Raw genomic sequence first — 25,942 nt, forward strand, 5'->3', positions numbered from 1 at the left:
CAGCAGCAATCCACACCCGGATGCCGTCGCGTCGCGCAGTAGCGGCACGACGGCCGACGCGCGACGCAGCGTGTCCGGGGCCGCACCCAAAGGAGCACGTCCAATGAGCGAACAGACGATCATCGATCCATCGACCCCGCCGGCCGACGACACGCAGACCACGGTCGATACCGCCAACCGCAAGGCATCGACAGGTAACCAGCGCACCGAAAGCGCCGAGCGGCTGGCCCGCCCGCTGATCCGGCTCGCGAAGGCGAGCGGGGTGGCCACCTCGTACATCGACCAGCTCGGCACCTACGTCGAGATCGACGATGACGTGCTCGTCAACGTGCTCGGCGCGCTTGGCGTCGATGCCACGTCGGACGAGGCGATCGCGCGGTCACAGGCGGCAATCGAGGAGGAAAACAGCAAACGTTTGCTCCCATCGTCGACCATCGTTGTCACGGTCGACGGGCCGGTCGGCGACTCAGGCGCCCCCACGCTCAGCCCCGCCACCATCCGACTGCATCGCACGGAAACCGACGGCACCGCCCCAAGCGCCCCCGACGAGGAGCCGACCGTCACCATCACCCTCGAGGACGGCACCGAACTCCACAGCGACCCTGCCGACATCCTGCCCGATTTCAACAGCGGCGACCGCATCCTGACACTGCCGGCCGACCTGCCGATCGGCTACCACACCCTGCACGTCGAGATGGCCAAGCAGACCGCCGACGCCACGCTCATCGTCGCCCCGAGGCGCATCGCCCTGCCCGAGGCGGTCAGGACCCGCCAGCGCTGGGGCTGGATGACGCAGATGTACTCGGTCCGCTCGCACGACTCGTGGGGCGTGGGCGATTACGGCGACCTCAAGCGCCTCGCCGCCGACGCCGCCGCGAAATCCGGCGCCGACTTCATGCTCATCAACCCGGTGCACGCGGGCGCGCCGATCCCGCCGCTCGAGCCGTCGCCGTACCTGCCGGAATCGCGCCGGTTCCTCAACGTCACGTACATCCGCCCGCAGGACGTGCCGGAGTACGCCGACCTCGCCCCCGTCGACCGCGAGCGCATCGACGCCCTGCACGCGCGGGTCACCGACCGCAACGACGACCCGAATCCGATGGACCTCAACGCCTCGTGGGCCGCGAAGCGCGAGGCGCTGCGTCTGATCTTCGACGCGCCGCGCACGCCGGAGCGCGATCGCGCGTTCGAGGAGTTCAAGCGTCACGCCGGCCCGGACCTCGATGCGTTCGCGACGTGGTGCGTCGCCTTCGAAGTGTGGGGCGCACCGTGGGAGCCGGATTCGTGGTTCGGCCGTACGAACCGCGAATCGCCCGAGGTCAGGGCCCTCGTCGAGGAGCATCGCGACCTGTTCGAGTTCAACCGCTGGCTGCAGTGGATCGCCGACGAGCAGCTCACCGCCGCGCAGTCGGCCGCGAAGGATGCGGGCATGGCGCTGGGGCTGATGCTCGACATGGCGGTCGGCGTGCACGCGCTCGGCGCGGACGTGTGGTGGAGCCCGGAGCGGTTCGCGGTCGGTTCGGTGACGGTCGGCTGCCCGCCGGACTTCTACAACCAGCAGGGTCAGGACTGGGGTCAGCCGCCGTTCAACCCGCGCTATCTCGAGCGCACCGGCTACCGCGTGTACCGCGAGATGGTCCAGTCGATCTTCGCGCACGCCGGCGCGGTGCGCATCGACCATGTGCTCGGCCTGTTCCGTCTGTGGTGGATTCCGCGCGGCAGGGGCGCGAAGGGCGGCGCGTACGTCATGTACGATCACGAGGCGATGCTGGCCGTGCTCGCGATCGAGGCGACGCGCGCGAACGGCATGGTCATCGGCGAGGATCTGGGCACGGTGCCTGATTACGTGCGTCGCATTCTGGCCGATCGCGGCGTGCTCGGCACCGATGTGGAGTGGTTCGCGCGCGTCGACGATTCGCCGAACGCGGGCGACCCGTACAAGCCTCCGACCGATTACCGTCGTCAGGCGCTGGCGTCGGTCACGACGCACGATCTGCCGCCGACCGCGGGCTATCTGGAGTTCGAGCATGTCGCGCTGCGCGAACGTCTGCATCTGCTGTCCGAACCGGTCGAGGTGTTCGCCGCCTCGGCGCGCGCGGAACGTCAGGCGATGCTGGATCGCCTGGTCGAGGACGGCCGGCTCAGCGCCGAGGCCGCCGCGGATGTGCCGGGGCACGAGCAGGAGATCGTCGAGGCGATGCACGCGATGCTGACCGCCACGCCCTCGGTGCTGCGTCAGGCGGCGCTGGTCGACGGCACCGGCCAGCACGCGACCGTCAACCAGCCGGGCACGTCGGACCAGTACCCGAACTGGCGCATCCCGCTGCAGGACGCCTCGGGGCGGGTGGTGCACACGGACGAGGTGTTCGCCGATCCGCGCGTGCTCTCGCTGGCCCGGGTGATGAACAACTAGCCCATCTCGGCTCCCCTTGTCAGGACGTTGCCGTGAAAACAAACAGCAATGCTGTTTGTAGGCAACGTGCGAGCCGACATGCGAGCCAGTCAGCTGCGCGCGCAGCGCGTCCGCAGTTGCGGGACGAGCTGGCCCGCGAAGCGGGTCTGAGGGGTAGTCATTCATCTAGAGAGGTACGCCTTCATCGCCCGCTCGAACACCGGCACGTGCAGCATCGTCGCCGTGCCGTACCCCATCACGACGAGCAGGAACAGCCCCTGCGGCAGATAGAACCAGCAGGCGACGAGCAGGGCGATCCACACCGCATCGATCGCGACCATCGCCAGCGTGTAGCCGAATCGGGTCACACCGAACACGTACGCGTTGGCGAGGGTCCGGCCGACCGGGTTCTCGAATCGCGACTGCAGCGCGAACGCCCATTCGAAGCCGATGACCCACAGCACGGTCAGACCGAACTTCGGCACGAGCAGCGGCGTGATCCGCAGCACGATCCACGAGTAGGCGACTCCGGCGCCGATGACGAGGAACGGCAGCCACAGGGCGGTCGCCTTGATAAGGTTCGCACGGAACGCGCGGAAATAGTTGCGGGTGACGCCGCCGCCCTCGCCGGCCAGCGATCGCCGCGCCGTGTCGAATCCCGCGGACAGCGCGGCGCCGACCGTGACCAGCGGCAGGCTGGTGACCAGCATCAGGATGTTGATCCAGATCGCGTCGACGAGGTCGCCAAGGCCCCGCATGAGTCCGGAATCGGGTGACAGGAATCGCATCGTCGAACCTCCGTCGATCACTCGCGCGTCCGCTTCGACGCGGACATCACATCTTATTGCATACGTTTTCAATGATATCGTTGTCATCACGAAAAGGGAAAGGAACAGCATGACCGCGAACAACGAACGCGACGACTGGTGGAAGCAGGCCGTCGTCTATCAGGTGTACCCGCGCAGCTTCAAGGACGTGAACGGCGACGGCCTTGGCGACATCGCCGGCGTCACCGAGAAGATGGACTACCTCAGGGATCTCGGCGTGGACGCGATCTGGCTGTCGCCGTTCTATCCGTCGGATCTCGCCGACGGCGGCTATGACGTGATCGACTACCGCAATGTCGATCCGCGACTCGGCACGATGGACGATTTCGACCGGATGGTCGCCGCCGCGCACGGGGCCGGGATCAAGGTGATCGTCGACATCGTGCCGAACCACACGGCCGACAAGCACGTCATGTTCCAGGAGGCGCTGGTCGCCGGCCGCGGATCGGCCGCGCGCGACCGCTACATCTTCCGCGAGGGCCGCGGGAAGCACGGCGAGCTGCCGCCGAACGACTGGCAGTCGCTGTTCGGCGGGCCGGCGTGGCAGCAGGTCGACGACGGCCAGTGGTACCTGCACATCTTCGCCAAGGAGCAGCCGGACCTCAACTGGAAAAACCCGGACGTGCACGAGGAGTTCAAAAAGACGCTGCGATTCTGGTCCGATCACGGCACCGACGGATTCCGCATCGACGTGGCGCACGGCCTGGCCAAGGACCTCGAGAGCACACCGCTCGAGGACATACCCGCCGACACCGTGCAGCAGGTGCTGTGCCACGACTTCACCAGCCCGCTGTGGGACCGCCGCGAGGTGCACGAGATCTACCGCGAGTGGCGCCAGGTGTTCGACGAGTACGATCCGCCGCGCTTCGCGGTCGGCGAGGCGTGGGTGGTGCCGGAGCACCAGCACCTGTACGCCGACACCGACGAGCTCGGTCAGGTGTTCAACTTCGAGTTCGCCGAGGCGAACTGGGATGTCGACGAGTTCCGTTCCGCGATCCGCCACGGCCTCGAGGCGGCCGCCGAAACCGGAGACTCGACCACCACATGGGTGATGAACAACCACGACGTGCCGCGCAGCCCGTCGCGCTACGGCCTGCCGCAGGTGAAGGGCCCCGTCTACCACCAGCTCGCGCACGACTGGCTGCTGCGCGACGGCACCTCGTACACCGAGGACCGTGAACTCGGCACCCGCCGCGCCCGCGCCGCCGCGCTGATGGAGCTCGCACTGCCCGGCGCCGTGTACATCTATCAGGGCGAGGAGCTGGGCCTGTTCGAGGTCGCGAACATCCCGTGGGATCGCCTCGAGGACCCGACGCCGTTCAACACGCGCCGCAACTTCACCGACAAGGGCCGCGACGGCTGCCGCGTGCCGCTGCCGTGGGTCGCGGACGATGCGTCTGCGGACGATCACGCGGTCGCCGGAACCGATGCCGCCGAAGGCCCGGACGCTGCGGACGCCACGGACGGCTCCCCCGCGATCGCCGCGGCCTCGTGGTCGCCCGACTTCGCGGCCGGCACCTCGTTCGGCTTCTCCCCCGCAGTGCGCCCCGACGGCGCCCCGGCCGCCGAGCCGCACCTGCCGCAACCGCTGTGGTTCAAGGATTTCGCGGCCGATGTCGAGGCCGCCGACGAGGGGTCGATGCTCAACCTCTACCGCCGCGCGCTGGCGCTGCGCGCGAAGCTCCTCACCGCGACCGGCGACACCTCGACGGTCGACTGGCTGGATGACGGGGACAACGGGAACGTCACCGACGGAGCACTCAGCTTCGGCGATGACGTCATCGCCTACGCGCGCCCGGCGACCGAAGGCCGCACGCTCACCTCGGTGACCAACTTCGGCGCCGAACCGGCGGCCCTGCCCGACGACAGCGCGGTGATCCTCTCCTCCGCGCCACTCACCGACGACGGCCGACTCCCGCAGGACACCACCGCCTGGCTCGTGCGCTGAGGCGCCGGGGCGGCGACTTTACAAGCACCGCTCCACCGTTTGGGCGACTGGCGGACATCGTCGTTGCCTGTTGTTGTCCGCCAGACGCCCAGACTCCTCAATCATTCAGCCGAAAGTGCCCCCGTAGCGAGCCAACTCGCTTACGAGGGGTACTTTTCCGCATTTGCATACCTCTATCTGCGTTATGAGGGGTACCAGCCCAGACTATGCATGCCGCAAAACGGCTCAACCGCAACGCCATCAAGCCGTTTTGGAGCACTGATACCTGACACAGGCACCCCTCATAAGCGAGATGGATCTCCGCGTCAGGCCTAAAGTACCCCGCATAACGGAGATAGCTGTCGAATCATGGGGATCCTGACAACGCCCGGCTTCCCCGGTAGCGCCGCTCTTCATCAACGTATGTCGCAATAAGCGTTTTGCACGAGTTCATCCGCCGTTAGCCGAAGGCATACATGGCCGACACAACAGGGCGGTAAACCATAGTCAACAGTGCAATACGGGTGAAAGGAGCCCATCATGCAGGAGATCAACAGCCACCATTCGAGCACCGATCGCGACGACGACCGCTTCTTCGACAACTACGCGTACATGGAGTACGGCATCGAGCGCTGACGCCGAACGGGCGTCCGTTCCCCGTCACACCGGTTGCGCCGATGTCTGGGAACGGACGATACAGAGCGTGTGAGTGTCCGAATCTCGGCGGTAGCCGAGGGATACTAACGGCATAAAGACGTAATGGGCCTCCTTTGGAGTCCGTCCTGCACCGGAACACCGACTGTTCCGATGAGTAACGGACCCCAAAGGAGGCCCATTGTGATTACCACGGTTCTTGCATATCCCGGGGTTCCCGATGGGACCCTGTCGGGAACCCCGGTGGAGTCCCGACGGGGTTCCGACGGCAGGTTCCGATGGAGTGTTGAGTACGAAAACCGTGGCGAAAAACCGTCTGCACACAGGCACCGTACGCTTGGCTGCGCTCAGCGTACGTTGCCCGGGATGATAATCGTGGCTACCCCGCGTTTTCGTACGCCTGCCTGTGGTCAGCATACGAAAACACGGGTGAACACGGATTTAGCCACGGGGAGCGTACGCTGACGCGCGGTCACAGTACGTTCTCTGGGGGCTGTCCGCCATTAACCTCGATCAACGTACGGCAGGCCGACGGAGGTTATGGCATCAGCCCTTCACCGCTCCCGCCATAACCCCCTTGACGATGTACTTTTGGCAGATGAGGTAGAAGATGATGATGGGGATGATCGCGAGGACCAGACAGGCCATCATGGCGCCCATGTCGACCGAGCCGTAGCCGCCCTTGAGGTACTGCACGGCGACCGAGATCGTCTTGTACTTGCCGAGGTCGAGGGTCAGGTACGGCAGGAGGTAGTCGTTCCAGATCCACATGGCCTCGAGGATCGCGACGGACACGATCGACGGCTTCATGATCGGCACGACGATCTGGAAGAAGATGCGCGGCACGGACGCGCCGTCGATCATCGCGGACTCCTCCAGCTCGACCGGGATGCCCTTGATCACACCGGTGAAGATGAACACCGCGAGGCCGGCGCCGAAGCCGAGGTACACGATGCACAGGCCCCACGGGGTGTTGAGCTTCAGCATGTCGGCGATCTTGGAGAGCGTGAACATGACCATCTGGAACGGCACGATCATGTTGAACAGGAACAGCGTGTACAGCAGCTTGGCGGCCCAGTTGTTGACGCGCACGATCCACCACGCGCACATCGACGTGCACACGAGGATCAGCAGCACCGATCCGACGGTGATGAGCAGCGTCCAGCCGAAGCTCGCGAAGAAGTCGGTGGTCTCCACGCCTCGCACGTAGTTCTCGAATCCGACGAACGCCTTGCCGGCGGGCAGGGAGAAGGCGTTCTTGGAGATGTACGCCTTCTGCTTGAACGAGTTGATGACCACCAGCACGATCGGGAAGACCCATGCCAGCGAGACGACGGTGAACAGGGCGGTCCAGAGCCCTCCGTGCTTGACCTTGTCGGCGTTCATCAGGCCGCCACCTCCTTGCTTGTCGTGAGCTTGTTCTGGATGAGCGCGATGACCGCCACCAGGATGAAGAACAGGACGGCCTTCGCCTGGCCGACGCCCTCCCAGCCCATGCGGCCGTAGAACGTGCGGGTGATGTTCATCGCGAGGCCTTCGGACATGTTGCTCGGGGCGCCGTTGGTCAGGGCGAGGTTCTGGTCGTAGAGCTTGAAGCCGTTGGTCACGGTCAGGAAGGAGCACACGGTGATCGAGGGCATCATCAGCGGGATGATGATCTTGAACATCGTCTGCGTGCCGCTCGCGCCGTCCACCTGCGCGGCTTCGAGCACGTCCGTGGGCAGGGCCTGCATGCCGGCGATGTAGATGATCATCATGTAGCCGATCTGCTGCCAACACACGAGGATGACCAGGCCCCAGAAGCCGTACGTGGCGGAGTAGGTCAGGGCGCGCGACCAGTGCGCGAGGATGCCGTTGAGCAGCAGCAGCCAGATGTAGCCCAGGATGATGCCGCCGATCAGGTTCGGCATGAAGAACACCGAGCGGAAGATCGTCGATCCCTTGATCGCCTTCGTGAGCATGTACGCGATGAAGAACGCGACCACGTTGATGACGATCGTGGTGACGATCGTGAACGCGGTGGAGAAGCCGAGCGCGTGCAGGAACTCCTTGTCGCCGAGCGCCTTGACGTAGTTCTTGAGGCCGACGAACTCGCCGTCGGTCACGGTGGTGAACTCGCAGAAGCTCAGGTAGACGCCCATGATGAAGGGCACCACGAACCCGATGATGAACGCGGCGAACGTGGGCAGCGCGAATAGCGCCCACCACTTCCGTATCGCCTTGCCGGCCATGCTAACCATGATGGATAATCCTCCTCCTTGAGCGCCGCGCACCGCTGCGTGCCACGACTTCCGCCGACCCCGCGGCCGACGAACGAATCCGTTGTTGTAGTGACATCGTAACCGCACGGCGCCGCGATGTCAAACGTTGTCATTTACGGCGTTTCGCATTGCCTCGTCAATCACCCCGGCAATAGTCGTTCATCGCTATGTATTGGCTATTTTTTGCGATTTTCCCTATTCTGACCTGTTTTTGCAAACGTTTGTAATGCAATCGTCGTCATCGCGAGTCGATGGTCTGCGCCGTGTAAGCTGGACGATACGCGGTTTTCCTACGCGGGAAGTCTTTGCAGTAAGCGCAGCAAGCGCGCAGTAAACGTGCAGTAAGTGCGGCGACCGGGCGTCCGGCGCGATCGGGCGGTACGCCCCATCGGCCGGCGCGCCCCGGCCGGCGCGCGACGCCACACACATCCGAACGACAAGGTGGTTTCATGAGCAGCAGCATCCAGGACGTCGCCAAGGCGGCGGGCGTCTCCATTTCGACGGTGTCGCGGTCCTTCACGCGGCCCGATCTGGTCTCGGCGAAGACCCGCGAGCGCGTGCTGGCGATGTCCGGCCAGCTCAACTTCTCGCTCTCCCGTTCGGCCGCGGCGCTGAAGTCCGGGCGCGCGCTGCGCGTCGCCGTGCTGATGAGCGGCCACATCCGCCTGTGGTTCACCGCATCCGTGATCGAAGGGCTGAACGACGTCTTCCACGCGGAGGGCTATGACATCTCGATCTTCCAGATCTCCTCGATCGAGGAGCGCCGTGAGTTCTTCGAGATGCTGCCGGTGCGCCGCAACGCGGACGCGGTGATCGTCGTCTCGTTCGACATCGACGACGAGGAGACCAAGCAGCTGGCCAGCGTGGACGTGCCGATCATCGGCATCAACACGGCGGAGTCGTCGGCCCACGGGTTCGCGGCGGCGGTCAACATCGACGACGAGCAGGGTTCGACGCTGGCCGCGCGTCACCTGATGAACCTCGGGCATCGCGATATCGCGTACATCAGCACGGACCGCGACATCTCGCTGAGCTTCTCGGTGCGGGGCCGGTTCGACGTGTTCATGGACTGCTGCCGGCGCGAGGGCATCGAGCCGCAGGTCATCGTGTGCAAGGTCGACGCCGACGGACACTACCAGATCGGCGATGTGGTGACGCAGCTGATGAGCCTCAGCACGATGCCGACGGCGATCGCGTGTCAGGAGGACGGCATCGCCCTGCCGCTCATGTTCCAGCTCGAACGCAACGGGCTGTCCGTGCCGGGCAACGTGTCGCTGATCGGCTATGACGACAGCTTCTACACCGCGGACATCGGGCTGACGACGATCCGTCAGGACCCGGTCGAGATGGCCCGCGCGGCCGCCCGCATGACGATGGACCTCATCAACGGGCGCGAGGTGAGGGAGCCGCTGCGCAAGGTGCCGGCGCAGCTGGTGGTGCGATCGAGCACCGCGCGCCGGCGCTGAACCGGCGGTGCGGCGGCCCGGGCTGTCGTCTGGGGCCGCCGGCCGGCCCGCCGCCCGGCTCATCAGCCCGGACATGACGATGCCCCGGTGACGGGCCGAGGAGGAGAACGGCCGTCACCGGGGCATCAGGTTGGGAATCAGGGATCAGAGACGATCAGTGGGTCGCGGAGTACTCGGAGGCCCAGCCGTCGACGAACGCGGTCTTGACGGCGTTCCAGTCGCCGGTGCCCTGCGCGTACTCGAGCAGCGCCTGGCCGAGCTTGTTCTTCCACTCCTCGGACGGCATCATCGTGAAGTTCCAGCTGACCTGCGTCTTGTCGGACTTCTGGTCCTCGACGGCGGCCTCGGTCAGCGGGTTGTCGAACTTCACGTCATCGAAGGTCTTGAACGGGGTGGTGAAGCCCATGTCCTCGGAGAGGGCCTTCTTGCCGGTGTCGGAGGTGATGACCCACTTGAGGAAGTCCTCGGTGGCCTTCTTGTCGGCGTCGGACGCCTTGTCGTTGATGCACCAGTAGTTCTCGGAGCCGGTGGCGAGGCCCTGGTTCTCCTCGCCCTTGACGCCGATGTAGATCGGCATCATGCCGACGGACTCGGCCTTCATGCCGGCCTTCTCGAGGTCGGTCCACGCCCAGGTGCCGTTCTGGTAGAAGGCGGCCTCGCCGAGCGCGAACTCGGAGTTGGCGTCGTCGCCGGTTTTGGCGCTCAGCTGCGTGCGGTCGGTGGTGGAGTCGGTGATGTACAGGTCGAAGATCTTCTTGTAGTTCGGCAGGTACGTGCCCTTGATCGTGGCCGGCTGCTCGGTGACCTTGTCCTTCTGGAACTCGTAGTAGAGCGGCAGGTTGGCGAGGTGGGTCTTGAAGCGCCAGTCGGAGCTGGAGTCGAAGCCGGCGGAGGTGAACGCGCCCTTGATGCCGAGCTCGTCCTTGCGCGCCTGCATGTCGTCGGCGACGGCCTTGAGGGTGTCGAAGTTGTCGATCTCGTCGACGGACTTGGCCTTGGCGCCGTCGAGCGCGAAGTACTTGTTGAGGATGTCCTTGTTGTAGATGATGCCGTAGGTCTCCATCACGTACGGCACGCCGACGACCTTGTCGCCGTCCTTCAGGGCCACGTCCTGGTTGGTGAGCTCCTTGTACACGTCGGTGCCGGACAGGTCGGCGGTGTAGCGCTTCCAGTTCTGGTAGCCGACCGGACCGTTGACCTGGAACAGGGTCGGCGCCTCGGTCTTGGCGATCTCCGACTTCAGGGTCTGCTCGTAGGTGTTGGACGCGGCGGTCTGCACCTTGACCTCGGTGCCGGTCTCCTTGGTGTACTCCTTGGCGAGTGCGGTCCACTGGTCGGCCGCCTCCGGCTTGAAGTTGAGGTAGTAGACCTTGCCCTTGGCGTCGTCGCCCGACGTGCTGGAGCCGCACGCGGCGAGCGCTCCGATGGACATTGCTGCGATGGCGACCATGCTGATCGTCGACTTCAGTGTGCGATTCATCATCGAACCTTTCTCTTTCCTTGTTGCTCCTCGGACGGTGTGGCCGACCGGGGTTGGTGGCGTCGGCTTTGGCGCCTCGAAGTTTGTTCCGACGTGATTCATTATGACGCATGTTCGCCGTTTTTGCAAACGATGGCAGTATTCGGGGTGTTTCATCGCGTCAGAAATGACATATCGTCGTCATCTGTCTATAAAACCGCACTATTCCGGCGATTGTTTGAATTGTCAGCAATGCAAGCGTTCGCAACAATGAGAGCGCTCACATCGATTTTGGCATCAAAAACGATAGGCACGGCATGTTTTCGTGCGATTGCGCGACACGCCGTGCCTATCGTTTGCAATGCTTCTGACGCCCGCTAGCAGTTCCAGCGCTCGATGACGTTGTCGCCCTTGTAGCGGCTCAGGATCGAGTAGTGGGCCGTGTCGAGGCGCAGGAGCCTCGCGAAGTGCGGGTCGACGCCGAGCCACTGGGAGGTCAGAATGCGCAGGATGTGCGCGTGGGCGACGAACAGCACGTTGTGGCCGGCCTCGAGCAGCGGCGTCACCTCCTCGATCGCGCCGCGCGCGCGGGCCGCGGCCTCATCGACCGTCTCGCCGCGGCCGGCGTGCACCGGCACCGTCTCGCCGCTCGGCAGCGTCTCGTCCCAATCGCCCTGCAGCGATTCGGGCAGCGACTGCGGGCCGTCGCGCCACACATCCCACTGGAAGCCGCTCGCCTCGCACACCTGCTTGCGCGTGCGGCCCTCGGCCCCGCCATAATCCCACTCGGCGATGCCGTCCAGCACGCCGTGATCGGGGAATCCGGCCAGTTCGGCGGTCTGCTGCGCGCGGATCAGCGGACTCGAGAAGACGCATCCCGCGTCGAATCCGCCGGGGAACGCGGCGCGCAGTCTCTCGCCCGCGGCGCGCGCCTGTTCGCGCCCGACCTCGGTCAGGGGGATGTCCGTGCGGCCGGTGTGCTGGCCCGATTCACTCCACGCGGTCTGTCCATGACGCAGCAGCACCAGGAAACCGGCCCCGCCGCGGGCGTCGACGGCCACAGTGCCGTCAGTAGTGTGTTCGCTCATGACTCCCACTCTAGCCCGTGAACGCTCCCGGCTCCACCGCGATTCGCCGAGTCGCCGTAACATCCACCACCCACTTTGCGCCCCGTTAGCCAATACTCAGCTCCCCTTGTCAGGGGAGCTGGGCCCGCGCAGCGGGACTGAGGGGTAGTTCAAGGCAGCGGAACTTACTGGTATCACCTCACGCATGAGTGTGCGCAGTGCGGCAGGCGAGACACTAGACTGGACGCTATGAGCGAGACGCTGAACGATGAGACGCACGGCACCGGCACGGGGGACGCCGGCACCACCGGCAGACACGCCGCCGCCCACGCCGCCCGCACAGGCTCCGACTACTCCTCCACGGCCGACGAGGCCATCGAGGCATTGCACCGCATCGACGAGAAGGTGAACGACATGCGCGAACGTAGACTGAACGACCCCGATTCGCTGGGCGACAAATTCTTCAAGTGGGCGTTCCCGTCCGTCATCGGGCTCGTGGCGGGCAAGGCGTTCCAGATGCTCTGGGACCGGGGAACCAGCAAACGCAACCTCGCGCGCGGGCTCGCCGCCGACGCCCCGCAGGGCTTCGTCGCGAGTCTCGTCTTCGCCGCCGCCTCGGCCGCGTTCGGCGCGATCGTCTCACAGCTGTCCGACCGCGGCTCGAAAGCGTTCGTCGACCGTCGCCACCAGCGCAGGGCCCGCAAGTCCGGCAGGTGATTCCGCCCCGCTGAATCCCACTGCGATCCAGATTCCTCACCAGATTCCAGATTCCTCATATGACCACGACATTCAAGGTAGGCACCCGCACAAGCCGTCTGGCCATGCGCCAGACCGAACTCATCATCGGGATGCTGCTCGCACGCGTGCCCGGCGTCGAGTTCCAGGTGGTGCCGATCGTCACGCAGGGCGACCGCGACCGCACGTCCAGTCTGCACGTCATCGGCGGCAAGGGCGTGTTCGTCAAGGAGATCGAACGCGAACTGGAGGACGGGACCATCGACTTCGCCGCGCACAGTCTCAAGGACGTGCAACCCCAGCTGCCGGAGGGGCTGACGATCGGCTGCACGCCGGTGCGCGATTCGCCGTTCGATTGTCTGCTGAGCCTTGCGCCGGCGCGCGCGATCGGCGACCTTCCGGCCGGCGCGCGGGTGGGCACGAACAGCCAGCGGCGTCAGGCGCAGCTGCTGCATCTGCGCCCCGATCTCGAGATCGTGCCGATCCGAGGCAACATCGACACCCGCATCCGCAAGATCGCAACGGAGCATCTCGACGCGATCGTCCTCGCCGAGGCCGGGATCAACCGGCTCGAACCGGATACGACCGGACTCCACCGGCTCTCGCTGCGCGACGTGCTGCTGCCGGCCGCGGGGCAGGGCGCGATGGCGGTCGAGTGCCGCGCCGACGACACGAGGACGCTGGAGCTGCTCGCGCTTATCGACGATGCGCCGACGCGCGAGGCGGTGACGCTCGAACGCGGGTTCATGCGCGCGATCGGCGGCAACTGCACGCTGCCCATCGGCGCGTACGCGCGACGGACGCCACTGCATGACATGCCGGAGCATCCCCTAGCTTCGACGAGAGGCCGTGCCGCATCGGACGACGCATCGGACGCCATAGACGCTCCCCTGACCCTCGACGCGATGGTCGCCACGCCCGACGGATCGCATGTCTACCGCGCCACGGCCACGACCGCATCTGAGGAGCTCATCGCCTCCGTCATCCGCGACCTGCACGCCGCCGGATCCCCGCTATAAGCCCAGCCACCCGGCCTACCCACCGCCGTCCGTTCCTATAGGATCGGACGGCGAACGGACGACAACCGGACGACAACCGGACGACGATTGAACCCGTTATCGGATTTTGGAATATCGAAACTGAACGATTGCGATCGAAACTGCACCATGTGATGTCTCGCAGCGGGTACAGTCGTGGTATGGGCGCGTTGGGGGCGTATGACCGCGCCCATACCCGTCGATACATGAATCGCACCAGTCAGCACCGGGGTTTGCCAAAGGTGCAGATGATACCCGCAACAAGGCATCATGACAGGCATCATGACAGGCATCATGCGGTATTGCGGCGCGATCCGGTACGTGACGTGGTAAGGCATCAGAGGTAATCAGGGACAGAGGGGAAGCATGTCATTGCACAAGTCATCTCGTATACGGAACAGCCATGTCGTTCACGCGATACGGCATGCGGCGACCGGCGCGATCGCGGCGTTGCTGGTCACGGGACTCGCGGCGTGCGGCGGCACGACGACGAACGGAGCGGGCTCGAGCGCGGCCGCCGCCAACTCGTCGAAGGCCACCGGTCAGGCGGCCGCCATCACCGTCGGCACGACCGACAAGGTCGTCAGCCTCGATCCGGCAGGCATCTCCGAACTCGGGTCGATCCAGACCGCATACCAGATCTACGCGCCGCTGTTCGCGCAACGCAACGGCAAGGCCGATATCGTGCCGAACCTCGCGGCCGACAACGGCACATGGAACGAGGATGGCACGCAGTTCACCGTCAAACTCAAGCCGAGCCTCAAATTCACCAACGGGCACGCGCTGACCAGCAGCGACGTGAAGTTCAGCATCGACCGCATCAAGGAGATCAACTCCGAGAACGGACCGGTATCGGTGTTCGCGAACATCACCGGCGTGGACGCGCCCGACCCGGCCACCGTCGTCTTCACGACCTCGGTGAAGGACGACGTGACGCTGAAGCCGGTGCTCAGCATGACCGCCTCCGGCATCGTCGACGAACAGTCGTACCCGAAGGACAAGCTCGCCACCGACGACGAGGTCGTCAAGGACAACGGATTCAGCGGCGCCTATTCGCTCAAGGAGTACAAGAGCAACGACCACGCGCTGTTCACACGCAACGCCGACTACCAAGGCATCGAACCGGCGCACAACAAGCAGGTGACGACCCGCTACTACGCGGATTCGTCGAACCTCAAACTGGCCGTGCAACAGGGCGACGTGGACGTGGCGTACCGCTCGCTGACGCCCACGGACATCACCGATCTGAAGAAGGACGGCAAGCTCAAGGTCGTCACCGGCAACGGCGGCGGCGGACGCTATCTCGTGTTCAACCTGCACACCCAGCCGTTCGGGTCGAAGCAGGCGGACGCCGACGCGGACAAGGCGAAGGCGGTGCGTCAGGCCGTCGCGGATCTGGTCGACCGCTCGGCGCTCGCGACGAACGTGTATCAGGGCACGTACAAGCCGCTGTACTCATTCATCCCCGCGGGGCAGGCCGGATTCGTCGACACGCTCACCGGCGCGTACGGCGACGGGTCGGGCAAGCCGGACGTCGACAAGGCGCGCAAGACGTTGGACGACGCCGGCGTCACGACACCGGTCAAGCTCAACATCCAGTACAACACGGACCATTACGGCCCGTCGTCCGCCGACGAGTACGCGGCGATCAAGACGCAGCTGGAGGATGGCGGACTGTTCTCCGTGGACGTGCAGCAGACCGAGTGGGTGCAGTATTCGAAGCAGCGCGTCGTCACCGACTCGCAGGACGGCGCCTTCCCCGCCTATCAGATCGGCTGGGCGCCCGACTATCCGGATCCGTCCGACTATCTGACCCCGTATTTCGCGCCCGACGGATTCGTCAGCAACGGGTACGACAACCCCGAAGTGGCCGCGCTGCTCAAGGCGCAGGCCGGTCAGACCGACGAATCGCAGCGGCTCGGCACGATCAGGCAGGTGCAGCAGGTGGCGGCGAAGGATCTGCCGATCCTGCCGCTGCTGCAGAGCGTGTCACAGTCGGTGACCGGCGGCGACATCAGCGGCGTGGTGATGGACACCAACTTCGTGCTGCGGTATCCGCTGCTCGAGCGGAAGTGAGGCTCACCCCTCGACCGAGACCGACTCACCTGCGAGCAGGTCCGGCAGGACCCCGGCCAGACGCTGCTTGACGCGGCGCACGAGAGCCGGGTCGACGCCCTTGCTGGAGACGGTCACGATCAGCTTGCCCTGTTCGATGACCGCCACGTTGAAGAAGTCCGATTCCTGCGGGTCGGCGGTGTTGTTGACCAGCTGGCCGGGCTTCGCGTCCGCCACGACCCGGTGATTCACGGCCGGGTCGTCGGTGCAGGCGATGACCACGCGGGCGTCAGCCAGATCGCCGGTCTCGTAGTCCTTGGCCTCCCATGTGATTTCGCCGGCCTTCACGCGTTCGGCGAGCGGCTCGTCCAGTTCGGGGCTGACCACCGTGACCTTGGCGCCGGCGTTGAGCAGGTGCGTGACCTTGCGGGTCGCGACCCTGCCCCCGCCGACCACGACGGCCGGTTCGCCGGCGACGCGCAGGTCGACCGGATACGGGCTCGTGCCCGGCGCGGTGAGCGGCTCGTCCTCGTCGTTGGTTGCGTTCTCATCGTTCTCATTGATTGCGCTCGTCACTGTTCCCACACTCGTTTCCGTTGCATTGTTCCGTTGCATCCGATACATCCCCACAACGATTCCCCAGTGTAGTCGGGCAATGACGGGACAATCGCAACGGTCTCTCCCCCAGTCAGCGTCGCTGACAGCCCCCTCATCAGAGGGGGCCGAGGCCAACGGGGCGATCACGCATCGAGGAGGGATACGACGCCGCCGACGACGATCAGTGCGGGGGCGCCGAGTCCGGCCTCCTCGACCCGACGTTCGATGGTCGCAAGGTCGCCGCCCACGGCGCGCTGGTCCGCGCGCGTCGCCCACTGGATCACGGCGACCGGCGTCGTGTCCGGCTTGCCGTTGGCCCGGAGGTTCTCGACGATGCGGCCGAGCGACTCCATGCCCATCAGGAACACGAGCGTGCCCTCCATATGCGCGATGTTGTCCCAGTCAAGCTCGTGCCCCTCGCGCTTGCGATGCCCGGCGATCACATGGAAGCTCGACGCGTAGTCGCGATGCGTGACCGGGATGCCGACCGCCGCCGGACCGGCGATCGCGCTGGTGATGCCGGGCACGACCTCCACCTGGACGCCTTGCGCCTTGAGGTACTCACGCTCCTCGCCGCCACGGCCGAAGACGAACGGATCGCCCGATTTGAGCCGGACCACGCGCTTGCCCTCCTTGGCGAGGCGCGCGAGCAGATTGTTGATCTCACGCTGTTTGACCGGGTGATGATGCGCCGATTTGCCCACGTCGATGCGCTGCGCGTCGGGCCTCGCGAAGTCGAGCAGTTCGGGGTTGACGAGCCTGTCGTAGACGATCACGTCGGCCCGCTCGATGCGATCCTTGCCGCGCAGCGTCAGCAGGTCCACGCTACCCGGTCCCGCGCCCACCAACGACACCAGTCCGTCACTCATCGTCCATCGCCCTTCTCGTGTATCGCCCATATCGTCCGTATCGCCCGCCGTCATGAATCGCCGGCGAACGTCATATTCCGTCATCAATCGTCATATCCGGAAACGTATCATCATCATTGTGCACGACTCATTGGCATCGGGATCGATCCTGCTCACCATCGAACAACGACGGATCGATCGGGAACAGCGACATCGACTGGCGGCCGCCTCGGCCGCGCCGCCCATCTGCCTTCCGCTGCGGGAGCTGCGCGCCGTGGAACCGGACGATTCCGGACTGCGCGCGATCCGCGAGGCGGACATCATCGTGATCACCAGCGGCTTCGCGCTGAGCACCTACCTCTCCCACCCCGAATGGCGCGATCCTCCTAGTAGTTGCCCCCCTCTGATGGGACGTTGCCGTGAAACAAACAGCAGAGCTGTTTGTAGGCAACGTGCGAGCCGACAGGCGAGCCAGCCGATTGCGCGCGCATCCATAATTGCGGACGGGCTGTCGGCGGAGCTGACTGGGGGAGAGAAAAAGGACCGCCCCATGAAGCCCAGCAACAGTCCTGTACTTCGCTCCCCTACTCTGCTTCTGCTCAGTGCGCGTATGGCCGCAGTCGCGCAGGACTCCGGCATGAAGGCGACCATCCTCACTCCGCCGGAGGAGAACCAGCGCGGAGTCGCGGCGCTGCTCAAGGGGATGCGGTACCGGCGTGCGGTGCATCTGTGCGGCTCACTGTCCGTGGCGTCCGTGGCGTCCGCGGCGCACAGCGCACTGCCGGATGACGTCGAACGCGTGCAGATCTACGAGAACCACTGGGATGGTGAATGTGAATCGCGCGCATGCGACGCGATCGACGCGGCGATTGCGCATGACCCGAATCACACCTGGGACGCCAATGATCCCGACAACGTACAACTGGCAGACGCCGATCGCCGCATCAACCGGATCCTCGTGACGAGCCCTTCCGCGTATCGTCGGCTGCGGTCCGTCATGCGACGGATTCCGCAGTGCTTCGCGACGGCCCCCGTGTACTACACGCTCGGTCCGAGCACCACCACAGCGATCGAAGCCGACGGAGGAACGGCGGTGTCTCCCGGCTCGCGGGGCAATGTCCTTCACGCGGCCATCGAACGCCTGCTCGTGGACGGCGAATCCGCGGATCAGTGACTCAGAGCATGCCCCACGAGCGGGCGTATTCGACGTGGACGAGGAAATCGTCGGCGGTGAATCCGGCGTCGGCGAGCTCCTGATCGAGACGCTCGAAGGGTTCGCCGTCGCGTTCGGCGCGGATGCCATGCTGCGTGATCGACACCTTCCAGTCGTCGGTGTCGCTGACGCGGCGCAGCGTGGCGAGCACCGCCTGCGCACGGGCCAGTCGGGCAGAACGACGGCGCAGATCCTCGGCGGCGTCCTCCAAAGTGACGCCGGTGCGACGCAGGGTCCAGTTGGCGAACGGGATGTCGACGATCACATGCCATACGACGGGCAGATCGGAGTCGGAGGAGGCGCCGGTGGAACCGGTGGACGTATCGGGCGCGGCAACGTCACGCGTGCGCGGACGCGCGAGCAGATCGGCAAAGGACATGTTGTGCTCCTTACGGGAAGTATGGGAATTGCAGGAACAACGAACGGCACCGGGCTCGCCCGGAGGTTCCGGAGGGGTTCGGTGCCGTTCGTGGTGTCGGTTGGTTGAATGATGGCGATGTCAGGCCGCGACCGTCAGGCCGCGACGGAGATCGTGGACCAGAAGCCGGGCAGCAGCACCGCGGACAGGAAGAAGCCGAGGATGATGTTGACCACGGCGCCGATGCTGAAGGCGGCGATCGGCTTCCAGCCCAGCGAGGACAGCTGCTTGAACCGGGTCGTCAGACCGATGGAGAGGAACGTGAACGTGAACGCCCACGTACGCAGCTCCTTGACCGGCGCGATCAGGTCGCTGCTGATGCTCGCGGAGGATCCCGCGCCGGCCGTCGCGATGACGATGGTCAGGAAGATCGAGGCGACGAAGAAACCGATGACGAACTTCGGGAAGCGGTGCCAGATCTGCGAGACGTCGAGCTTCTGCTTGGGCAGCGCGTTCACGTCCTTGCCGGAGGCCTTGGCCTCGGCGACGCGGTCCTGACGATCCCAGTAGGTGATGGCGATGAACGCCAGGATCAGGCACCACACGCCGATGAAGATGTCGCGGCCGACGACCTTCATCAGGGTGAACGCCGCGATGCCCTGCTCGCCGAAGCTGGAGGCGGCGGTCACACCGGCCGCGTCGGCGAACTCGGAGGTGCCGATCCATGCGCCGGCCACGCCGTCGGACAGGCCGAACGCCTTGGACAGGCCCGTGAGCAGGAAGATGGAGATGATCGCCCAGACCACGACGATCGAAATCACCGCGGAGACGTGCTCCTTGCGGCTCTTGACCGCGGAGCCGACGGCGATGCCGGCGGAGACGCCGCAGATCGAGCCGCCCGCGCCCAGCGTCGCGGCGAAGCGCTTGTCAAGGCCGAACCCCTTGGACGCGACGAAGTAGATGACAAGGAACGTGGAGACAGCGATGAACGTGGCCTGCAGGAACGCGACCGGACCGGCCGACAGGATCGTGGTGAACGGCAGCGTGGCGCCGAGCAGGACGATGCCGACCTTGACGAACAGCTCGGTGCGCAACGCGCCGCCGAAGAAGCCTTCCGCGTTGACGATGTTGCCGATGACCAGACCGATGACCAACGCGACGAGCGGCGCCTCGAGGTTGTACGAGGAGGCGAACTTCGAGGTGCTGAACACGTTGATCGCGAAGCTCAGGATGAACAGCGCGAGGAAGCCGCCGAGGAAGGCGGAGACCTTGAGCTTGAGGAAGTAGGCGGCGATGCCGAAGACGACCGCGAACAGGGCGAACAGCAGCACGATGTTCGGCCATCGTTCGGCGAGGCCCGCCGCGTGTGTGGTGGCGCCGTTCTTGGTCACGTCGCCACCGCCGAACAGGAATGACCAGGAGTCCCAGCTCGGGATCTTCGCCGCGAACAGGTTGAGCGAGCTGCCCGCCGCCCACAGCACGAAGCCGAGCACGACGATGCCGAGGCCGATGAACACGGCCCACCAGTCCTCGCTGCCGAGGATCTTGTTGCCTTCGGCGGCGGCCGGGACGGCCTCCTTCACTGTGCTTTTCTGCGTTTGTTGCGTCGACGCGGCGGTCGACGGTACGGTTGATGTGGTCACGAGATTCTTCCCCTCTGCTTTATGCGATATGTGACGCTCACGGCGATTGCTCACGGTGATCGATGGTTGAAGCACGGCACCCGTCTGGTCAGCTGGGTTCGCCGACCGCCCCCGTATCGGTTTCGGATGTCCCCCGACATCCTGTGCGTGCATCCTTTGCGTGATGCCGCCCCGATGCGCTTGACTGCGCCGCGTTGGTTCGATTCTAAGCGGGCGATTCCTCCTCCCGCAAGCTCGCCATTACAGCAAAAACGGGCATGTCGCTATCGAGCGAATCAATAGCGGCATGCCCCGGCGGACGCATGGCTACAAGCCACCGTCACCGTACGCTGAGGCGGCCTAAACGTACGTCGCCAGTGGCCATACCAGCCGAATCACCCGCATTCGCACGCCGCCGGGCCGCAGGCGTACGAATATGGGTGATTCCATCGGCCAGACCCCATTCCCCGTACACCAAACCTCCACTCAGCGTACGTGAACGAGGGCTTGCCTCTTTTTATAACTTTTTATAAGTATTATATCTTTTATAAGTTGGATAAGTCCGATAACCGATACAGCGATGGGAGTGCACATGCCCAATCCGTTTAAGCCCACTGCAGGCATGACCCCGCCTGTGCTAGTCGGCAGGACTAACGACATCGAGGATTTCTCCTACGCACTGGACGATGGAGTGGGCGCGCCCGGCCGTCTCATGTATTTGACCGGCGCACGAGGAGTCGGCAAGACCGTGATGCTGAACGCTCTCGGCGATATCGCCAGGAAGCGCGATTGGCTCGTCATCGATGAGACCGCCGAAGCGGGATTCCTCGACCGCCTCATCGACGCGTTGCACGGGGATGACAGATCACATCTGAGTTCATTGACCATGCCCACCGCCTCGATATCCGTTCCAGGCGCCCCGATCTCGGCATCATTGAATCTGGGCGGAGCACAATTCACTCCTCCCGCTGAATGCTCGCTTGACTTTCGCAGGGCGATGTCGGAAAAGCTCGACAAGCTGGAGAAGAAGCATCACGGCATTCTCATCACCCTTGATGAGGTACAGGCGTCCAGCATCGCCGAAATCAGGTCGTTGGCCACCGCCGTGCAACATCTCATTCGCGAGCAGCGCGATGTCGCCTTCATCTTCGCCGGGCTGCCGTCAATGGTGGAGGATGTCATCAATGATGACGTGCTGACGTTCCTGCGTCGTGCGGAACGCAAGCATCTCGGAGACGTACCGCTTGAGGCGGTCCAACAGGCATTCACCAATACCATCGCATCCAACGGCAAGCATGTCGACGACGAAGTGGTGTCGATGCTCGCACGCGCGACCAATGGCTATCCGTTCATGATTCAGCTGGTTGGCTACTGGACCTGGCGAGCCTCGGAAACCGGGGCGACAGCCCGTGCCGGAGAAATAACCAGCGACGCCGCCGAACACGGGATCGCCCAGGCGAAGCTCAAACTCGGCGACATGGTGCATGGTCCGGCAATCGACAGGCTATCGGCCATGGCACGGGACTACCTGCTCGCCATGGCTCAGGATGACGGCCCCTCCACCACCAGCGCCATAGCCAAGCGTCTGGAGCGCGATCAGATCTACGCGAACGTCTACCGCACACAACTCATCAAGGAGGACATCATCTACCAGTCCTCCTACGGACACGTGGATTTCAAACTGCCCTACCTGCGAGACTATCTGCGCGAGCACGGCGCGTTCCACCAGATGCGCCGTACCATCGCCGGGCTGGAAGGCTGACGATGACCGGTGTGCGTGGCCTGACCACCGTCACCGTACGCTGAGGTGGCCTAAGCGTACGTCGCCAGTGGCCATACCGGCCGAATCACCCGCATTCGTACGCCGCCGCGCCGCAGGCGTACGAATATGGGTGATTCCATCGGCCAGACCCCGTTCCCCGTACACCACCCCCCACTCAGCGTACGCAAATGGGGACCTGCCCTGTTCTATCCGCGAGTCACTCGTGCAGTGGCTGCTTGCGGTCGGGGTAGAGCTGTTCGGCCAGGTGGTTGACGGCGCGCGGCACCTCGCCGAAGCCGGCGGAGATGAGCTTGACCTTGCCCGGGTAGGTGACCGCGTCGCCGACACCGTAGATGCCGGGGACCTCGGTCTCCAGATACTCGTTGACCTCCAGATCGCCGCGCTTGACCGGCAGACCCCATTCCTTGAGCAGGTGGTTGTCGGAGGTGAAGCCGTAGTTGACGAGCAACGCGTCCACGTCGAGATCGAGCGTCTCGTCGCTTTTGATCTTGGCGAGTTCGATGTGCAGGCCGTCGCCGTCGGGCACGCCGGTCACGGAGGTGAACTTGTACGGCGTGAGGATCGCGACGGTCGACTCCTTCAGTCGTGCGACGCTCGACTCGAGCGCGCGGAAGTTGTCGCGGCGATGGATGAGCACGACCTTGCCGGCGATGCGTTCCAGCTCGAGCGCCCAGTCGATAGCCGCGTCGCCGCCGCCCGCCACGGCGACGGTCTTGCCGGCGAAATCGGCCAGATGTCTGACGAAGTAGAACACCTTGCGTCCGTCGAGCTGTTCCCGGTCGTAGTCGATGGCGAGTGGACGCGGCGTGAACGCGCCGGAGCCGATCGCCACGATCACCGATCGCGTGTGGATCTCGCGGGCGGACGTGGTCAGCGTGAACGTACCGTCGGAGAGCTGCTCGAGGCCACGCACCTCCTCGTTCGTATGCACGGTGATGCGCTCGGGGAACGTATCGATCTGTCTCTTCAGGTTGGCGACGAGTTCGGCGCCGGTACCGGAGACGAATCCTGCGATGTCATGGATCGGCTTCTCCGGGTACAGGGCCGCGACCTGCCCGCCGAGTTCGGGCAGGCTGTCGACGAGCGTGACGTCGAGGTTGCGCATGGCCGAGTAGAACGCGGCGAACATGCCGACCGGTCCGCCGCCGATCACGATGACGTCCGTGATGGCGGGCCCGGCCGCCCCGACCTCGGCGTTCTCGGGCGTCGTCTCGACAGTGGTTGCTTCGCTCATGTGATTTCCCCCAAATGAATAATGAAACCGGCTCGGCCCCGATGACCGGCCGTCGGATCATATAGGCGTCAGTATACGAATCGACGCCGGCGACACGAAGCATGGCCGCAACCCGCAAAACGGCGGAATCGCAACGATTGATAACGGACGACAACTAGAACCATCAACGAGTCCCGGAGCCCCGTGTTTCACGTGAAACGCATGGAGAAACGGCGGAATCGCAACGATTTCAAGCCGTCTCAGGTCTCCGGAAACCCCGGAATCCCGTTTTGACACGGAAACTCCTCGTTTGTAGGCTCCCACTCAACAGGGGTTCATACGACATTGGGGGCAACGATGAGCTATATCGCCACATGGGCGGACCAGAAGCTCAACGGCAACGAGATCGCCAAGCTCAAGGAGGACGGCCTTGACGTGTTCAAGGACCTCCCCGAGCTGGTGAAGAAGCCGTTCTCGGAAATCGATCCGAGCTATTTCATGTACTTCAAGTACGCGGGACTGACGGTGCAGAAGCCGCAGACCGAGGGGTACTTCATGATGCGCATCAAGATCCCGGGCGGACGCGTCACGGTCAAGCAGGCCGATCACATCGCCTGGATCGGGGAGACGTACGGTCACGGCATCATCGACCTGACCACGCGTCAGGCGGTGCAATACCACTGGATCCCGTTCGCGGAGCTCGTCGATATTTTCGCCGGCATCACGAACGTGGGACTGACGACGGTGGGCGCCGAGGGCGACATCACCCGCAACATCGTCGACAACACGCTTTCCGGCATCGACCCGGACGAGCTGTTCGACACGCGTCAGACCGTGATGGACGTCTATCACCGCTTCCAGGGCAACTACGACTACTCAAACCTGCCGCGCAAGTTCAAGATCTCGATCAGCAGCAACGTGTACAACTCGGCCGACGCGCAGATCAACGACGTGGCGTTCGTCCCCGCCACCAAGCGCATCGGACGCCACACCGTCAAGGGGTTCAACGTGCTGGTCGGCGGCGGCCTCGGCATGAAGCCGTACCTCGCGCAGCAGCTCAACATCTTCGTCACCCCCGATCGCGTGGCCGACGTGGCCGAGGTGATCTGTCAGGTCTACCGCGACTACGGCTACCGCCGCAGCCGCTCCAAGGCCCGACTGAAGTTCCTCGTGGCCGACTGGGGCGCCGAGCAGTTCGAGGACAAGGTGCGCGAGTCCCTGCCCGACCTGCAGACCAAGGGCCGCAGCAGGATCAAGGGCTGGAACAGCGGCAACGCGCTCGGCGTGCATCGCCAGAAGCAGGACGGCTACTACTACGTAGGCGTCTCCGTGCCGTCCGGCCGCATCACCGCGGACGACTTCCGCGCGCTGACCGACGTGGCCCGCAACTATGGACGCGACGAGATCCGCTTCGACCACTGCCAGAACCTGATCATCCCGTGGATTCCGGAGGACAAGCTCGCCGAGGTCGAGGCGCTGCCGATCTTCGAGCGCTTCTCGATCCACCCGCATCTGCTGGCCGACTACGGCAACACCTGCACGGGCGCCGAATACTGCAATCTGGCGAACGCGCACACGAAGACCGTGTTCAAGCCGCTGATCGAGGACCTCGACAAGCGCTTCGCGTTCGACACCCCCATCGCCGTGACGATGACCGGCTGCGGCAGCAACTGCGCCCACCGTTCCATCGCCGACATCGGCATCGAGGGCGTGCACGCGCGCACCCCCGACCGTCAGCATGTGGAGGGCTACAAGCTCTCCGTAGGTGGCAGCCTCCTCGGTGAGGGCCACTTCAACGAGCCGCTCAAGGGAGTGTTCTCCAAGGAACAGCTCGCCGACGCGGTCGCGTCGATCCTGACCGACTATCAGGACAACCACGTGGGAACCGAAACGTTCTATGACTACTACAACCGTCAGGGAACCGATCATTTCCAGGAAACCCTCAACCAATTCATCGAAACCCTACCGGAGGTACTGAAGTGAGCACCAAGATCATCTACACCAGCGCGACTGGCAACACCAAGGAAGCCGTCGAGATCCTGCAGGAGGCGTTGGAGGATCTCTGCCAGGACGTCGAGGTCATCGACGCGGAGGACGGCGTGGAGGTCGACGAGTTCTTCGACGGCGCCGACAACTACGTCATCGCCAGCTGGTCCGACGGCGCGAACGGCGAGGTGCCCGGCGGCATCGTCGACTTCTACGATGATCTGGACGGCGCCGACCTGGCCGGCAAGAAGGTCGCGGTCATCGGCACCGGAGACACCAGCTACCCGCACTTCTGCGCGGCGGTCGACTTCTTCGAGAAGCTCGTCACCGACGACGGCGCGGAACTGGCCGCCCCGAGCGTCAAGATCGAGCTGGCCCCGGACGACGACGCGATCGCGCGCCTGAAGGATCTGGCGAAGACCCTCGCCGCCTGAGCAATCAC

The 25,942-nt window shown here is 64.6% G+C and carries 20 protein-coding genes; 10 read left to right on the forward strand and 10 right to left on the reverse strand.

The window, feature by feature from the left end; genetic code table 11:
• Positions 1 to 103 precede the first annotated feature (103 nt).
• Complete coding sequence (gene malQ, locus CSQ85_RS07600; protein WP_150383562.1) at positions 104 to 2,413, forward strand: 4-alpha-glucanotransferase; 2,310 nt, start codon at positions 104 to 106, stop codon at positions 2,411 to 2,413.
• Between the two features lie 161 nt (positions 2,414 to 2,574).
• Here malQ and CSQ85_RS07605 read toward each other — a convergent pair whose 3' ends face one another.
• A complete protein-coding gene (locus tag CSQ85_RS07605) occupies positions 2,575 to 3,180 on the reverse strand; it encodes a YesL family protein (RefSeq protein ID WP_150383563.1) in 606 nt (201 codons plus the stop codon).
• 109 nt (positions 3,181 to 3,289) lie between these two features.
• Between CSQ85_RS07605 and CSQ85_RS07610 the strand changes: the two genes are divergently transcribed.
• Positions 3,290 to 5,167, forward strand: a complete 1,878-nt coding sequence (locus CSQ85_RS07610) for a glycoside hydrolase family 13 protein (RefSeq protein WP_150383564.1) — start codon at positions 3,290 to 3,292, stop codon at positions 5,165 to 5,167.
• 1,179 nt (positions 5,168 to 6,346) lie between these two features.
• Here the strand turns inward: CSQ85_RS07610 and CSQ85_RS07615 are convergent.
• Both CSQ85_RS07615 and CSQ85_RS07620 read right to left on the reverse strand, forming a co-directional pair.
• Entirely contained in the window at positions 6,347 to 7,186 is an 840-nt protein-coding gene (locus CSQ85_RS07615; RefSeq protein WP_043166062.1) for a carbohydrate ABC transporter permease, read from the reverse strand.
• Positions 7,186 to 8,040 (reverse strand): carbohydrate ABC transporter permease, encoded by an 855-nt coding sequence (locus CSQ85_RS07620; protein WP_034530274.1) that lies wholly within the window; start codon positions 8,038 to 8,040, stop codon positions 7,186 to 7,188. The genes CSQ85_RS07615 and CSQ85_RS07620 overlap by 1 nt, the downstream gene beginning before the upstream one ends.
• 470 nt (positions 8,041 to 8,510) lie before the next feature.
• Here CSQ85_RS07620 and CSQ85_RS07625 point away from each other — a divergent pair, with 470 nt between their 5' ends.
• A complete protein-coding gene (locus tag CSQ85_RS07625) occupies positions 8,511 to 9,527 on the forward strand; it encodes a LacI family DNA-binding transcriptional regulator (protein ID WP_150383565.1) in 1,017 nt (338 codons plus the stop codon).
• Positions 9,528 to 9,681: 154 nt separating this feature from the next.
• Here CSQ85_RS07625 and CSQ85_RS07630 read toward each other — a convergent pair whose 3' ends face one another.
• Together CSQ85_RS07630 and CSQ85_RS07635 are read right to left on the reverse strand one after the other, a co-directional pair.
• Entirely contained in the window at positions 9,682 to 11,010 is a 1,329-nt protein-coding gene (locus CSQ85_RS07630; protein ID WP_150383566.1) for an ABC transporter substrate-binding protein, read from the reverse strand.
• A gap of 353 nt (positions 11,011 to 11,363) precedes the next feature.
• Positions 11,364 to 12,074, reverse strand: coding sequence for a histidine phosphatase family protein (locus tag CSQ85_RS07635; protein WP_190972953.1), 711 nt, complete (start codon positions 12,072 to 12,074; stop codon positions 11,364 to 11,366).
• 228 nt (positions 12,075 to 12,302) lie between these two features.
• On the opposite strand from CSQ85_RS07635, the gene CSQ85_RS07640 reads away from it, so the two are divergent.
• The 3 genes from CSQ85_RS07640 (at position 12,303) to CSQ85_RS07650 (ending at position 15,901) form a co-directional block, all read left to right on the forward strand.
• Positions 12,303 to 12,770: a DUF4235 domain-containing protein gene (locus tag CSQ85_RS07640; protein ID WP_150383567.1), complete on the forward strand. Its 468-nt coding sequence runs from the start codon at positions 12,303 to 12,305 to the stop codon at positions 12,768 to 12,770.
• A 59-nt stretch (positions 12,771 to 12,829) separates the two neighbouring features.
• Complete coding sequence (gene hemC, locus CSQ85_RS07645) at positions 12,830 to 13,807, forward strand: hydroxymethylbilane synthase (protein WP_150383568.1); 978 nt, start codon at positions 12,830 to 12,832, stop codon at positions 13,805 to 13,807.
• Between the two features lie 384 nt (positions 13,808 to 14,191).
• The gene (locus tag CSQ85_RS07650) at positions 14,192 to 15,901 is read left to right on the forward strand and encodes an ABC transporter substrate-binding protein (RefSeq protein ID WP_150383569.1); all 1,710 of its coding nucleotides are present in this window, start codon (positions 14,192 to 14,194) and stop codon (positions 15,899 to 15,901) included.
• Positions 15,902 to 15,904: 3 nt separating this feature from the next.
• Here CSQ85_RS07650 and CSQ85_RS07655 read toward each other — a convergent pair whose 3' ends face one another.
• Both CSQ85_RS07655 and cobA read right to left on the reverse strand, forming a co-directional pair.
• Positions 15,905 to 16,456, reverse strand: coding sequence for a precorrin-2 dehydrogenase/sirohydrochlorin ferrochelatase family protein (locus CSQ85_RS07655; protein WP_190972954.1), 552 nt, complete (start codon positions 16,454 to 16,456; stop codon positions 15,905 to 15,907).
• A gap of 164 nt (positions 16,457 to 16,620) precedes the next feature.
• The gene (gene cobA / locus CSQ85_RS07660; protein ID WP_150383571.1) at positions 16,621 to 17,346 is read right to left on the reverse strand and encodes a uroporphyrinogen-III C-methyltransferase; all 726 of its coding nucleotides are present in this window, start codon (positions 17,344 to 17,346) and stop codon (positions 16,621 to 16,623) included.
• Between the two features lie 118 nt (positions 17,347 to 17,464).
• Here cobA and CSQ85_RS07665 point away from each other — a divergent pair, with 118 nt between their 5' ends.
• Positions 17,465 to 18,499 (forward strand): hypothetical protein, encoded by a 1,035-nt coding sequence (locus CSQ85_RS07665; RefSeq protein ID WP_150383572.1) that lies wholly within the window; start codon positions 17,465 to 17,467, stop codon positions 18,497 to 18,499.
• 1 nt (position 18,500) lies between these two features.
• Here the strand turns inward: CSQ85_RS07665 and CSQ85_RS07670 are convergent, their stop codons facing one another.
• Entirely contained in the window at positions 18,501 to 18,917 is a 417-nt protein-coding gene (locus CSQ85_RS07670) for a hypothetical protein (RefSeq protein ID WP_150383573.1), read from the reverse strand.
• Between the two features lie 134 nt (positions 18,918 to 19,051).
• Complete coding sequence (locus tag CSQ85_RS07675; RefSeq protein ID WP_223846901.1) at positions 19,052 to 20,539, reverse strand: YeiH family protein; 1,488 nt, start codon at positions 20,537 to 20,539, stop codon at positions 19,052 to 19,054.
• A gap of 571 nt (positions 20,540 to 21,110) precedes the next feature.
• Between CSQ85_RS07675 and CSQ85_RS07680 the strand changes: the two genes are divergently transcribed.
• The gene (locus CSQ85_RS07680) at positions 21,111 to 22,280 is read left to right on the forward strand and encodes an ATP-binding protein (protein WP_150383575.1); all 1,170 of its coding nucleotides are present in this window, start codon (positions 21,111 to 21,113) and stop codon (positions 22,278 to 22,280) included.
• Between the two features lie 217 nt (positions 22,281 to 22,497).
• On the opposite strand, the gene CSQ85_RS07685 is transcribed toward CSQ85_RS07680, so the two are convergent.
• Positions 22,498 to 23,535, reverse strand: coding sequence for an NAD(P)/FAD-dependent oxidoreductase (locus CSQ85_RS07685; RefSeq protein WP_150383576.1), 1,038 nt, complete (start codon positions 23,533 to 23,535; stop codon positions 22,498 to 22,500).
• Positions 23,536 to 23,871: 336 nt separating this feature from the next.
• Between CSQ85_RS07685 and CSQ85_RS07690 the strand changes: the two genes are divergently transcribed.
• Positions 23,872 to 25,497, forward strand: coding sequence for a nitrite/sulfite reductase (locus tag CSQ85_RS07690; RefSeq protein WP_150383577.1), 1,626 nt, complete (start codon positions 23,872 to 23,874; stop codon positions 25,495 to 25,497).
• Positions 25,494 to 25,934, forward strand: coding sequence for a flavodoxin domain-containing protein (locus CSQ85_RS07695; protein WP_150383578.1), 441 nt, complete (start codon positions 25,494 to 25,496; stop codon positions 25,932 to 25,934). The genes CSQ85_RS07690 and CSQ85_RS07695 overlap by 4 nt, the downstream gene beginning before the upstream one ends.
• Positions 25,935 to 25,942: the final 8 nt, after the last annotated feature.

It is taken from the genome of Bifidobacterium rousetti, from assembly GCF_008698235.1.
In the GTDB taxonomy this organism is placed as follows: domain Bacteria; phylum Actinomycetota; class Actinomycetes; order Actinomycetales; family Bifidobacteriaceae; genus Bifidobacterium; species Bifidobacterium rousetti.

What these genes read in the sequence shown, in the direction of transcription:
- CSQ85_RS07610 (WP_150383564.1), top strand. Translation starts at nt 3,290, where the DNA reads ATGACCGCGAACAACGAACGCGACGACTGGTGGAAGCAGGCCGTCGTC.
- CSQ85_RS07630 (WP_150383566.1), bottom strand. Translation starts at nt 11,010, where the DNA reads ATGATGAATCGCACACTGAAGTCGACGATCAGCATGGTCGCCATCGCA.
- CSQ85_RS07650 (WP_150383569.1), top strand. Translation starts at nt 14,192, where the DNA reads ATGTCATTGCACAAGTCATCTCGTATACGGAACAGCCATGTCGTTCAC.
- malQ (WP_150383562.1), top strand. Translation starts at nt 104, where the DNA reads ATGAGCGAACAGACGATCATCGATCCATCGACCCCGCCGGCCGACGAC.
- cobA (WP_150383571.1), bottom strand. Translation starts at nt 17,346, where the DNA reads ATGAGTGACGGACTGGTGTCGTTGGTGGGCGCGGGACCGGGTAGCGTG.
- CSQ85_RS07620 (WP_034530274.1), bottom strand. Translation starts at nt 8,040, where the DNA reads ATGGTTAGCATGGCCGGCAAGGCGATACGGAAGTGGTGGGCGCTATTC.
- CSQ85_RS07605 (WP_150383563.1), bottom strand. Translation starts at nt 3,180, where the DNA reads ATGCGATTCCTGTCACCCGATTCCGGACTCATGCGGGGCCTTGGCGAC.
- CSQ85_RS07625 (WP_150383565.1), top strand. Translation starts at nt 8,511, where the DNA reads ATGAGCAGCAGCATCCAGGACGTCGCCAAGGCGGCGGGCGTCTCCATT.
- hemC (WP_150383568.1), top strand. Translation starts at nt 12,830, where the DNA reads ATGACCACGACATTCAAGGTAGGCACCCGCACAAGCCGTCTGGCCATG.
- CSQ85_RS07635 (WP_190972953.1), bottom strand. Translation starts at nt 12,074, where the DNA reads ATGAGCGAACACACTACTGACGGCACTGTGGCCGTCGACGCCCGCGGC.
- CSQ85_RS07670 (WP_150383573.1), bottom strand. Translation starts at nt 18,917, where the DNA reads ATGTCCTTTGCCGATCTGCTCGCGCGTCCGCGCACGCGTGACGTTGCC.
- CSQ85_RS07680 (WP_150383575.1), top strand. Translation starts at nt 21,111, where the DNA reads ATGCCCAATCCGTTTAAGCCCACTGCAGGCATGACCCCGCCTGTGCTA.
- CSQ85_RS07685 (WP_150383576.1), bottom strand. Translation starts at nt 23,535, where the DNA reads ATGAGCGAAGCAACCACTGTCGAGACGACGCCCGAGAACGCCGAGGTC.
- CSQ85_RS07690 (WP_150383577.1), top strand. Translation starts at nt 23,872, where the DNA reads ATGAGCTATATCGCCACATGGGCGGACCAGAAGCTCAACGGCAACGAG.
- CSQ85_RS07615 (WP_043166062.1), bottom strand. Translation starts at nt 7,186, where the DNA reads ATGAACGCCGACAAGGTCAAGCACGGAGGGCTCTGGACCGCCCTGTTC.
- CSQ85_RS07640 (WP_150383567.1), top strand. Translation starts at nt 12,303, where the DNA reads ATGAGCGAGACGCTGAACGATGAGACGCACGGCACCGGCACGGGGGAC.